The organism is Pedobacter sp. L105, assembly GCF_009765875.1.
GTDB lineage: Bacteria > Bacteroidota > Bacteroidia > Sphingobacteriales > Sphingobacteriaceae > Pedobacter.
Genome location: NZ_LMUP01000004.1, coordinates 390496 through 402815, shown reverse-complemented (window position 1 = coordinate 402815; position 12320 = coordinate 390496). Strand labels below are relative to the sequence as shown.

General features: G+C 41.2%; 8 protein-coding genes and 1 riboswitch. Of the genes, 6 read left to right on the top strand and 2 right to left on the bottom strand.

Going from position 1 to position 12320, the window contains the following annotated elements; translation table 11 throughout:
- The first annotated feature begins 103 nt into the window (after positions 1 to 103).
- Positions 104 to 1480 (top strand): DNA repair protein RadA, encoded by a 1377-nt coding sequence (radA, locus tag GSQ84_RS06840; protein ID WP_158796510.1) that lies wholly within the window; start codon positions 104 to 106, stop codon positions 1478 to 1480.
- Positions 1481 to 1503: 23 nt separating this feature from the next.
- Here the strand turns inward: radA and GSQ84_RS06835 are convergent, their stop codons facing one another.
- Positions 1504 to 3477 (bottom strand): KUP/HAK/KT family potassium transporter, encoded by a 1974-nt coding sequence (locus tag GSQ84_RS06835; protein ID WP_158796509.1) that lies wholly within the window; start codon positions 3475 to 3477, stop codon positions 1504 to 1506.
- Positions 3478 to 3887: 410 nt separating this feature from the next.
- Positions 3888 to 6704, bottom strand: a complete 2817-nt coding sequence (gene carB, locus GSQ84_RS06830; RefSeq protein ID WP_158796508.1) for a carbamoyl-phosphate synthase large subunit — start codon at positions 6702 to 6704, stop codon at positions 3888 to 3890.
- A 284-nt stretch (positions 6705 to 6988) separates the two neighbouring features.
- Between carB and GSQ84_RS06825 the strand changes: the two genes are divergently transcribed.
- The 5 genes from GSQ84_RS06825 (at position 6989) to GSQ84_RS06805 (ending at position 12306) form a co-directional block, all read left to right on the top strand.
- Positions 6989 to 7510: a hypothetical protein gene (locus GSQ84_RS06825; protein WP_158796507.1), complete on the top strand. Its 522-nt coding sequence runs from the start codon at positions 6989 to 6991 to the stop codon at positions 7508 to 7510.
- Between the two features lie 108 nt (positions 7511 to 7618).
- Positions 7619 to 8242: a nicotinamide riboside transporter PnuC gene (pnuC, locus tag GSQ84_RS06820; RefSeq protein WP_158796506.1), complete on the top strand. Its 624-nt coding sequence runs from the start codon at positions 7619 to 7621 to the stop codon at positions 8240 to 8242.
- Positions 8239 to 8763 carry an AAA family ATPase gene (locus tag GSQ84_RS06815; protein WP_158796505.1) on the top strand — a complete coding sequence of 175 codons (525 nt, stop codon included), beginning with the start codon at positions 8239 to 8241 and terminating at the stop codon, positions 8761 to 8763. The genes pnuC and GSQ84_RS06815 overlap by 4 nt, the downstream gene beginning before the upstream one ends.
- A gap of 49 nt (positions 8764 to 8812) precedes the next feature.
- A riboswitch (TPP riboswitch) is annotated at positions 8813 to 8959 on the top strand.
- 54 nt (positions 8960 to 9013) lie between these two features.
- On the top strand, positions 9014 to 11464 hold the full coding sequence (locus GSQ84_RS06810; RefSeq protein ID WP_158796504.1) for a TonB-dependent receptor: 2451 nt from the start codon (positions 9014 to 9016) through the stop codon (positions 11462 to 11464).
- Positions 11465 to 11673: 209 nt separating this feature from the next.
- Positions 11674 to 12306, top strand: coding sequence for a thiamine phosphate synthase (locus tag GSQ84_RS06805; protein ID WP_158796503.1), 633 nt, complete (start codon positions 11674 to 11676; stop codon positions 12304 to 12306).
- The last annotated feature ends 14 nt before the right edge of the window (positions 12307 to 12320 follow it).

Genomic DNA, 12320 nt, shown 5'->3' with positions numbered 1-12320 from the left:
AATGACTAAGCCTGATTGCTGAAAAGTAGTCAGGCTTAGTCATGTTATGACAATTCTTTTATGATTAATTTAATACCTTTAAATTCGTTTAAAATCAAATCCATTGGCTAAAACTAAATCAGCATATTTTTGTCAGAGTTGTGGTTATGAATCTGCCAAATGGCTTGGCAAATGCCCTTCCTGTAATTCCTGGAATACTTTTGTAGAAGAGATCGTTGAAAAACCTGGCGCTAAGGTTCCGGCGTGGGAAACCACCGGATCTACCAAAAGATCCAATAAACCTAATAAGATTAACGATATCGTATCTTCTTCAGAGCAGAAGATCTCTACCAGCGACCTTGAGCTTGACCGTGTACTGGGCGGTGGCCTGGTGGCCGGATCGGTGATCCTGATTGGTGGAGAACCCGGTATAGGTAAATCCACGCTGATGCTTCAGCTTGCCCTGAATATTGCCGGAAAAAAGGTATTGTATATTTCCGGTGAGGAGAGCGAACAGCAGATCAAAATGCGCGCAGAACGGATTACCGACAGCCCTACAGCAGATTGTTATATTCTCACAGAAACCTCTACACAAAATATATTCAAACAGATCGAACAACTTGAACCGGATATCATTATCGTTGATTCCATACAAACCTTACATTCTGCCCATATCGAATCTACACCGGGAAGCGTATCACAGGTAAGGGAATGTACCGCAGAACTTTTACGTTTTGCCAAGGAGACAGATACACCTGTATTCCTGATTGGCCATATCACCAAAGACGGAGCAATTGCAGGGCCTAAAATCCTGGAACATATGGTTGACACCGTATTACAGTTTGAAGGCGACAGACATCATGTTTACCGTATTTTACGGTCGGTAAAAAACAGATTTGGTGCAGCTGCAGAGCTGGGTATCTATGCCATGCACAGTGGCGGATTAAGACAGGTATCCAATCCCTCAGAAATTCTATTGTCCCAGAGGGATGAAGAGCTAAGCGGTATCGCAATAGCAGCCACTTTAGAAGGCGCAAGGCCGATGTTAATTGAAACGCAGGCATTGGTGAGCACCGCGGCATTTGGAACGCCTCAGCGTTCTGCTACGGGTTTTGATACCCGAAGGATGAATATGCTGCTGGCCGTACTGGAAAAACGTTGTGGTTTCAAATTAAGCTTAAGGGATGTATTCCTGAATCTTGCCGGCGGTATTAAAGTAGAAGACCCGGCGATTGACCTGGCGATACTGGCTGCCATTATTTCTTCCCATGAAGATATCTTCATTTCATCCAAGATCTGTTTTGCCGCAGAAGTAGGTCTGTCAGGAGAGATCAGGGCGGTAAACCGTATTGAGCAGCGGATATCTGAAGCAGATAAACTGGGCTTTGAAAGGATATTTGTTTCTAATTATAACCTGAAGGGATTGATTACCGACCGGTACAATATTGAAATTACAGGTGTGAGTAAAATTGAAGATGTATTTGCATTGTTATTTGGATAACAATGCAAATACATCGTTTATGATTATCCCTGGGGTGCAGGAATGCGTTTTAAATGGATATTCGCTACCGGATAAACTACCAAGGGGATTTTCTCCAGAACAGTTTCACTGGTGTCCAAACCAAAAGCTTTGGTATCAGTCTGGGCAAGTTTCTTGATCGTAAAATAACTTCTCAGGATAAACCCATCTTTTAAGCTGAATTCATTTTCATAAGAAAGGAATTTTTCCATGATCACAAAGCGAAAATCTGCCGCCAGGTTAAACCTGTTCAGGGAATCGTATTTACTGGTAATGTCAATCTCTTTGTTGGCCACCATTTCCTGTACCACTTTCCTGAACAGCACATTGATCCTTGGATGGATACGGAAACCTAGGCGGAATTCAACACGGATAATCTTATCGTCATCCAGGTGCTGAACCATATATTCCATCGTATAGGGTTCATCCGTACGTTCAATATGAACAAACCAATAGACATCCGCCCGTTTTGGATTACGGCTGAAAATGGAGTACAGGATCTTCTGCTCTATCTGTTTCTCGTTATTGGCTTTGGTCAGATAAATTAAGTGTGTACAATATTTAGCGATGGATTGATCGTTACTTAACGCATTCAGCATCGGGATCTGCTCATTCAAATCAATGAAAGTTAAGAAACGATTGGTGATCTTACGGGCTTTGAACCAGACAAACATGGTAAAGATCAGGCCTACTTCAAATACCAGAAAGAATAACCTTTTTACAATTTTCACAGAGTTTGCTGTGAAGAACGACAGCTCTACAATACCAAAGATGCAAACGATGATCACCACCAGCCAAACCGGCCAGTGTTTCACATAACGCATAAAATAATACATCAGAATGGTGGTCATGAGCATGGCAATCGTGATGGAGAATCCATAAGCGGCCGTCATATTCTCTGATGTCCTGAAATAAAGGGATACCGCGATACAGCCAAAGCACAATAACCAGTTGATACTGGGGATGTAGATCTGACCACGTACATCGGTAGGGTATTTGATGGTAATCTTTGGCCAAAAGTTCATACTTACCGCTTCACTGATCAGGGTAAATGAACCGGATATCAGCGCCTGGCTGGCAATAATCGTAGCCATAGTTGCAATGGCAACTACAGGGATCAGGTATAAATGGGGAACGATCTGGAAGAATGGATTAATTCCGGTAAAATCCATGTTTGGTTTTTGCATTAAAACCCATGCACCTTGTCCAAGATAATTTAATACCAACGCCGTTTTAACAAAGATCCAGCTTACCTGGATGTTTTTACGTCCGCAATGGCCAAGGTCAGAATATAAAGCTTCTGCTCCGGTAGTACATAAAAATACCGCACCCAATAACCAGAACCCATTTGGATGTTCTACCAGCAGTTTGATGCCATAATAAGGACTTAAAGCTTTAAATATTCCAGGATATTGTATCACCTGGATAAAGCCTAAAACAGCGATCATTAAAAACCAGCATAACATAATCGGCCCGAAAGACGCACCGATCACCTTAGTTCCAAATTGCTGGAAAAAGAATAACAATACAATAATCGTGATAACGATCAGCAGGATCAGGTGATTGCCCGGAACAATAATATGAGAAAGCGCCGGTACGAGGCTCAATCCTTCGATAGCAGAGGTAACAGAGATTGGGGGGGTGATGATCCCATCGGCCAGCAGCGTACCAGCCCCGATAATTGCAGGAATAGCCAGCCATTTTCCATACCGTTTCACCAGAGCATAGAGTGAAAAGATTCCTCCTTCGCCTTTATTATCTGCCTGAAGCGTGATAAAAATGTACTTAAAAGTGGTTTGAAGCGTTAAGGTCCAGAATACACAGGAGATAGCACCCAATACTAAAGCCTGATTAACCTGCCCGCCTTCTTTTAATAAAACCTGAAAAGTGTAGAGTGGTGATGTTCCTATGTCACCGAAGATGATACCCAGCGTAACTAACATGCCAGCGGCAGATAGTTTTTTAAGATTGATGTTCATTGTTGAATTTTAGCAACTGTTATGTATAAAAGGAAGGGTCAAAATCTTAGGTAAAATGTAAAATAAGTGACACTTGATTTTGCTGCACCATATCCAATTCAAATGCCATAAAATAAATATACATTTAACTAACTAACAATCAGTCAATAAAAATTTAAAATCATTGAGTGTAACTTTTACACCCTTCCAAAATGGAAGGGTTGTTTTTCATTTTGGAAGGGAAAAGTATCACGCTTTGGCTTTCTGGGTGATATAAAAACATAAAATGTTGTGAAATTTTCAAAATGGCAGGGTAAATTCCAAAATAGCACGCTTGGGTAATGCCAAAATAGCCGACAGAATCCATTTAAAAACCGCTATACATAAAAAAGGCCCGCTTCATCAGCAGGCCTCTAATAAAAATATGATGATTACTTAGATAAGTACATCGATTTGTCTTTGTATAACTTTAAGAAGTAAGGATCTTCCAGATCTTTAATGAAACGGATAGACTCTCCTGTAGATTTCATTTCCGGGCCTAATTCTTTAGGTACTTCAGGAAATTTATCATAAGAGAAAACAGGTTCTTTAATTGCATAACCTACCAGCTTACGCTCAATAGTAAAGTCTTTCAATTTATTTACCCCTAACATGATCTTAGCAGCGATATTGATATAAGGAACATCGTAAGCCTTGGCAATAAAAGGAACTGTCCTGGAAGCTCTTGGATTTGCTTCTATCACATAAACTTTCTCATTTTTAACAGCAAACTGAATGTTCAGCAGTCCGATTACATTCAAAGCCCTGGCGATTTTCTTAGAGTAGGTCTCCATATCGTTCATTACTTTTTCAGAAAGACCAAATGGAGGCAATACTGCAAATGAATCTCCGGAGTGGATTCCCGCAGGCTCGATGTGTTCCATTAAACCTACAATATGAACGTCCTCACCATCGCTGATCGAATCAGATTCTGTTTCTTCAGCTCTGTCTAAGAAATGATCAATCAGTACCCTGTTACCAGGAAGGTCGCCCAATAATTTAACTACTGCTTTTTCCAGGTCTTCATCATTGATCACAATGCTCATTCCCTGTCCGCCTAATACATAACTAGGACGAACCAGTACCGGGTAACCAACTTCATTAGCTACAACGATAGCTTCTTCGGCATTTTCGGCAACACCATACTTAGGATATGGAATATCCAATTCTTTTAACAAGTCAGAGAAACGTCCGCGGTCTTCTGCTACGTCCATGTCATTGTAAGAAGTACCGATGATCTTTATGCCCATGCCATCCAGTTTCTCTGCCATTTTCAAAGCAGTCTGTCCGCCTAATTGTACGATCACTCCTACCGGGTTTTCCAGCTCAATGATCTCACGTACATGCTCCCAGAATACCGGCTCAAAGTATAACTTATCTGCCATATTGAAATCGGTAGAAACCGTTTCAGGATTACAGTTGATCATGATCGCTTCAAATCCGCTTTCTTTTGCTGCCAGTAAACCGTGCACGCAAGAGTAGTCAAACTCAATACCCTGACCTATACGGTTAGGGCCTGATCCCAATACAATCACTTTCTTTTTATCGGATGATATAGATTCGTTTTCGTCTTCAAAAGTAGAGTAATAATATGGGGTTTGTGCATTAAACTCAGCAGCACAGGTATCCACCATCTTATACACACGTTTGATGCCTAAAGATTTTCTGCGGTCATACACCTCATCTTCCGTTACGTTACCTAACAGGTAAGCGATCTGGATATCAGAGAATCCTTTTTGTTTCAGGGTAAAGAAGAAATCCTTTGGAATATTATTTAAAGAATAACGTTTCAGTTCAGTTTCCAGGAAAACCAGTTCCTGAATCTGTGACAAGAACCATTTGTCAATTCTGGTTACTTTACGAATAGATTCCAATGGAACGCCCATCGTCATCGCATCTTTGATCAGGAACAGGCGGTTCCAGCTTGGATGCTCCAAACCGTGCATGATGTCTTCTATGTTACGTACATGTTTGCCATCAGCGCCTAAACCTGCGCGACCGATCTCCAGACTCTGACAAGCTTTTTGCAGGGCTTCAATGAAAGTACGGCCGATGGCCATTACCTCACCAACAGATTTCATCTGCAGGCCAAGCTCCATATTAGCACCTTTAAATTTATCAAAGTTCCATCTTGGAACTTTTACGATCACGTAATCCAGCGTAGGCTCAAAATAAGCAGAGGTAGTTTTGGTGATCTGGTTCTCCAGTTCATCCAGGTTATAACCGATAGCCAGTTTAGAAGCTATTTTAGCAATAGGATAACCTGTAGCTTTACTTGCTAATGCAGATGAGCGGGAAACCCTTGGGTTAATTTCAATAGCAATGATATCGTCGTTATCAGGATTAACCGAGAACTGTACGTTACATCCGCCGGCAAAATTACCTATGGCGCGCATCATTTTTATCGCCTGGTTACGCATATCCTGGTAACACCTGTCGGATAAGGTCATCGCAGGAGCAACCGTGATCGAATCACCGGTATGGATACCCATTGGGTCGAAGTTTTCAATAGAGCAAATGATGATTACATTATCATTGCTATCTCTTAATAACTCCAGCTCATATTCTTTCCAGCCTAAAACCGCTTTTTCTACCAGCACTTCATGTGTTGGAGAGGCTTCTAAACCACGTTTAAGGGCGGCGTCAAATTCTTCTTTTTTGTGGACAAAACCACCACCTGATCCGCCTAAGGTATAAGAAGGACGAATAACCAGTGGATAACCTATTTCCTGAGCCGCTTCTTTACCTTCAAGGAAGGAGTTCGCGATTTTTGAAGGTGCAACACCTACGCCTATATCTACCATTAATTGGCGGAAGGCTTCCCTGTTCTCAGTTTTCTCAATTGCAGCAGTATCAACACCAATGATCCTGACACCATATTTTTCCCAGATGCCGCGCTCTTCTGCTTCGATACAAAGATTTAAGGCTGTCTGACCACCCATAGTAGGTAATACAGCGTCAATTTTACGTTCTATCAGAATTTCTTCGATAGAAGCCACTGTTAATGGTCTGAGATAAACGTGGTCTGCAATTACCTTATCAGTCATGATAGTAGCCGGATTGGAGTTTATAATAGAAACTTCAATTCCTTCATCTTTTAAGGATAATGCAGCCTGGGATCCTGCGTAGTCAAACTCACAGGCTTGGCCAATGATAATAGGTCCAGATCCGATGATCAATACTGAACGTATGGAGGTGTCTTTAGGCATAAGGCTTTAAAAAAGTCTAAAGTATTTATAAATAAATGCTGGTCTTGTAAGACCTGATAGCTGGCGAGATTTTCTGTGCTATAGTATAAAGAATCCCGACTCTTCTGTCGGGATGCAAAGATACAGTTTTAGGCGACATAAGTTTCAGATTTTAAAAAAAAGAAATGATTAAGCAATTCTGTTAAAAAAACGCACTCATATGACGCTAAACTAGTTATTTTTGCAGCGTGCAATTCACCCTTGTTTTGCACGTTATTATTCATTATTCTCTATAATCATATCAAATGAAAAAATTATTATTCACAGTTTGCGCAGCAGTTATTCTATTCAGCGGATGCGGAACTGTTCAGTCTATTATTAAATCCAGTTTTCCTTATACCACTAACCTGATCATCCCTGCCACAGTAGTAAAAGACAAAGTTACTTCCGCTTCCAGTATTGCAGGAAGCTTTGATGAATCTGTTGGTAATATCAATGGCAATAAATATATTAAAGAAGTAAGAATGGCCTCCGCAAGGTTAATTTCTACCAATCCGAGAGACAAAAGCATGGGTATGTTCAAGTCGGTAAAAATATTCCTTTCTACCGGAAATAGCGGCGAGGTCATGGTAGCGTCACGAAATGATATTTCTGAACATATTGGCTCAGAACTGGTACTAGACATAGATAATTCACGTTTTCTAGACAAATACGTAAAAGGCAATGTAATTAAAGTACGTATGGAATATGTGCTGAGAGACGGCCTTGATCAGGACGTAAGTGTTAAAACCTCTTTAGGTTTCAGCGCTGCGCCAAAAAACAAATAAAAGCATCCTCTGCAATTTATTGCATTGAGGGTATTCTTCATAAATAGTTTGTTTGGTTTATTATCCGGTAGGGACGTTCATCCCTGCCGGATTTTTTATATTTAGCGCATGGTATCATTGATTGACGCGGTCAGGCAGAGTTTGACAACTTTTTTTACCCAGACCAGCCCCCTGGAATGGTGCGGCGTAATCACCGGAATATTATGTGTGTGGCTGGCTGCAAAAAACAATATCCTGAACTGGCCTATTGCCCTGGTGAGCGTGATCATTTATATTTTTATTTTTTATAAAAGTAAACTGTATGCTGACATGGGCCTTCAGTTCTACTTTTTAGCCATGAGCAGTTATGGCTGGTATTTCTGGACTAAAAATAAAAACAATGCGGAGGCCGATACACCGGTATTGATGATCACGAAAAAGGAAATCGCTTTATCAGTGGTCAGTATCATTGCTTTTACAGCGATCCTGGGTTTTGTACTACGGCAAAATACCGATGCGGCCTTTCCTTTTATAGATAGCTTTTGTACAGCCTGTAGCCTGGTAGCACAATTATTGCTGGCAAGGAAAGTATTGCAGAACTGGCTGATCTGGATATTTGTGGACATCATCTATGTGGCGGTATATATCTCCAAAGGATTGTATGCTACATCGATTATGTATGCCCTGTATGTTTATATCGCCTGGGTAGGTTATAAAGGCTGGAAGAAAATTTATGTGGAAGAACTAAAATGATAAAGAAGATCGCTATTGTAGGCCCGGAAAGCACGGGTAAATCTACACTGACCAAAAGCCTGGCCAAACATTATCAAACGCTTTGGGTAGCAGAATTTGCGCGTTATTATTGTGCTGCACTGACAGGTCCTTGTACCATGCAGGATGAGACCAATATGTTCCACGGGCAGGTAGCCCTGGAAGAATCTGTGCTGGCCATGGCAGAAAAAGACTTCATCTTTTGCGATACCACCTTTTTAACCGTAAAAATATGGAGTGATGAAATGCTGGGTGAAACCCCGCAAATTGTACTGGATGCGCTAACAGAAAGAACTTACGACCTTTACCTATTACTTGACATCGACCTGCCCTGGGAAGAAGATCCGCTGCGCGATTTTCCGCATATGCGTGAACATTTCATGGCTACCTGGTATAAAGAACTGGATAACCTGGGTGCCAATTATGTATTGATCAGAGGTATTGAAGATCGGCTGGATAACGCCATCACAGCCATAGATGTCTTTCTATCGCAACAAAAATAGCTTAAAGAGCAGGCTGAATTGATTTTCCTAAATTAATTTATACATTTGCCGATATCAAAAGGGGTGCCTTGTTTTGTAAAAAACACAAAGACAGGCTGAGAACATACCCATTATCTGCGAGCAGCGTTAAATCCTGCTGAGCAGATATGCACCTGATCCGGGTAATGCCGGCGGAGGGATTGGAGTTATGGAGTTTAACTAAACTGTAAGTACCCCTACTTACAGCAGGTTTTACTAAAAACATTAAAAGTTGAAAAAATTATTACTCTCAGCAATAGCCGTATTGCTCTTGCCTTTGTTAACCAAAGCGCAATTCACTATTTCCGGATCCGTGACCGAAAAAACGAGTCAGGCTTTTTTACCCGGAGCCAGCATTATCATCAAAGGTATAGCTAAAGGCACTACTACCGATAACCATGGAAAATTCCAGCTGAACACGATTAAAGCGGGCAAATATACCCTCAGCGTAAGTTACGTCGGTTATGAAACACAGGAAAAAACTATTGACGTCAGCAGTGACCAAACGGTAGATTTTAGTCTTGTTCCTTCTGCTTTTTTAGCGGATGAAGTAGTGGTGATGGCCACCAGAGCAACGGAAAAATCAGGTACAACCTATAAAAACGTCAGTAAATCTGAGATTGAAGCCAACAACTTTGGTCAGGATCTTCCTTTTATCATTAATAATACCCCGGGAGTGGTGGTTACTTCAGATGCAGGAGCGGGTGTGGGTTATACAGGAATCCGTATCAGGGGAAGTGATGCAACCCGGGTAAATGTCACCGTAAACGGTATCCCTGTAAACGATTCTGAAAGTCAGGGTTCCTTTTGGGTAGATATGCCCGATTTTGCTTCTTCGGTTGAAAGTATCCAGATCCAGCGCGGTGTAGGAACATCTACCAATGGGGCAGGTGCTTTTGGCGGTAGTTTAAATATACAGACTGCTGCGCCGGAACTGACACCTTATGCAGAGGTGAATAACACTTACGGATCTTTCAATACGCTAAAGAATACAATCAAATTAGGAACAGGACTGATTGATAACAAATTCAGTTTTGATGGTCGTTTATCCAGGATACAGTCCGACGGTTATGTAGACCGCGGGGCCTCCCTGCTCAAATCTTATTTCCTATCGGGTGCTTATCATGGAAAAACCGACCTGCTGCGCTTTGTGGTCTTCTCCGGAACGGAGAAAACATACCAGTCCTGGAATGGTGTACCACAGTCGCGCCTTGACGGAGATGTACCAGGAATGGAAGCCTATATTGCAAGAAACGGTCTGGATGCAGCAGACGCCGCTAACCTGTTAAATTCTAACAGCAGAACTTATAATTCTTTCACCTATAAAGATCAGAATGATAATTATGCGCAGGACAATTACCAGATGCTCTATGCCAAACAGTTCAATGATAAGTTCTCTTTTAACGGGGCACTCCATTATACTTACGGTAGAGGGTATTATGAAGAGTATATGAAAGACCAGAATTTTTCAGATTACGGATTACCCAACCCGATTATAAATGGAGCACCGGTAACAGCCACAGACCTGGTACGCCGGCGCTGGCTGAACAATGATTTTTACGGGGCTACGTATAACTTTAATTATAAAGCTGCTTCCAATTTAAACTTTACTGTAGGCGGTGCTTATAATCAATACCGCGGCAGACATTACGGACAGATCGTTTGGGAGCAGGTAGCTTCTACATTGAATAATTCCGATCATTATTATGACGGTGACGGTGATAAAAATGACTTTAACATTTTTGCAAAAGCTACTTATACGCCTGTAGAAAAGCTGACTATTTTCGCTGATATGCAATACAGGGCAATCAAATATGATATTACAGGGGATGACAATGACCTGCTGCCTTTCAATATCCACGATAAAAAGAATTTCTTTAATCCTAAATTAGGCGCAACTTATACCATCAACCCGGGAAGTAATTTTTATTCTTCTTTCAGCATTGCCAATAAAGAAGGCGACCGCGACGATTATGTAGATGCAAATCCGGGTACGCTGCCTAAGCCAGAGCGTTTATACGATGCCGAAGCAGGATACCGTATCAAAGGCACAGGTTTCAGTGCCGGCTTAAATGTGTATGGCATGTTCTACAAAGATCAGCTGGTGATTACCGGTAAACTGAGTGATGTAGGGGCCAGTATTCGTCAGAATGTTCCAAAAAGTTCAAGAATAGGCGTAGAATTTGACGGCTCTTATACGTTAAGCAGGTTTTTCCAGTTGAATGGTAATGCCGCTTTCAGCAGAAACAAAATAGAGAACTTCACGGAATACCTTTCCAACTATGACAATAACACGGTGATTGAAAACAATTATAAAAATCCTGACATCTCTTTTTCTCCTGATGCAGTAGTATTTGGCGAAGTAGTGTATAAACCAGCAAAGGGATTTGCTATCGCCCTGCAGAGCAAATATGTGAGCAAGCAATACATGGACAATACACAAAGTGAGAGCAGAAAGCTGAACGGATATGTTGTTGAGAATGCACGTTTGGGATATGACTTTAGTTTCAAAGGCGTGAAGAATATGAATATTGGTTTACTAGCCAATAATATTTTGAACAAAAAATATGAAAGCAACGGTTATACTTACGGATATCAAAGCGGTGGCAGCCGTACAGACGAGAATTTTTACTTTCCGCAGGCAGGAACTAACTTCCTGCTGTCACTGAATGTTAAATTCTAACATCTATCTTTACCCGATGAACCTGTTATAGTTTTTAAAATACTATGCCAGGTTCATTATGTGAAATTATACAATGAAATTATCATAAGCAGTCAGCTTACAAACCGCAATGAATAAGCTTATGATAGCTTCATAACTATTAAATCGCCGGAGGCAGCCAGAAGGCAATAACAAACTATAAATACTACTGATAAAACAGATATATTCTAATGAAAAAATTCATCGAAAAGCTACACTTTATTACACACGATATCGCTCAGCATACTCACATCGAACAGGCACAAATTGCCTGCGAAGCAGGAGCAAAATGGGTTCAATACCGCTGTTTAACCAAAGATGATGAATCCCTTTTGAAAGATATTCATGCAATTGCGGAAATCTGTGACGATTGGGGAGCTACCCTTATCGTAACCAACCACATCCACCTGAACAGAAAAGCAGATATACAGGGTTTTCATATTGAAGATATGGATGCCGACTTTGTTGCCCTCAGAGAGCAACTCGGAGAAGACATCACCATTGGTGGTTCTTCTAACACGGTTGAAGGTTTGATCAGACTGGCTGCTGAAGGAGCTGACTATGCAGGCTGTGGCCCTTTTAGTATTACCACTACCAAACCTAATAATTCACCTTTACTAGGATTGTCCGGTTATGAGACTATCATCTCTATATTAAAAGAAAAAGGAATTGACCTGCCGGTACTGGCAGTTGGCGGGGTAAAACTGGAAGATGTAGCAAAACTGATGGAAACAGGCATATTTGGTATTGCTGCTTCGTCTGCAATCAATCAGGCACCGGACATGAAAACCGCTTATGAGGATTTCTATAACGAAATCATGTAGCATTATTTTTATAC

Coding starts and splice junctions, on each gene's coding strand:
- GSQ84_RS06815 (WP_158796505.1), top strand. CDS start 8,239: ATGATAAAGAAGATCGCTATTGTAGGCCCGGAAAGCACGGGTAAATCT.
- GSQ84_RS06835 (WP_158796509.1), bottom strand. CDS start 3,477: ATGAACATCAATCTTAAAAAACTATCTGCCGCTGGCATGTTAGTTACG.
- pnuC (WP_158796506.1), top strand. CDS start 7,619: ATGGTATCATTGATTGACGCGGTCAGGCAGAGTTTGACAACTTTTTTT.
- GSQ84_RS06805 (WP_158796503.1), top strand. CDS start 11,674: ATGAAAAAATTCATCGAAAAGCTACACTTTATTACACACGATATCGCT.
- carB (WP_158796508.1), bottom strand. CDS start 6,704: ATGCCTAAAGACACCTCCATACGTTCAGTATTGATCATCGGATCTGGA.
- GSQ84_RS06825 (WP_158796507.1), top strand. CDS start 6,989: ATGAAAAAATTATTATTCACAGTTTGCGCAGCAGTTATTCTATTCAGC.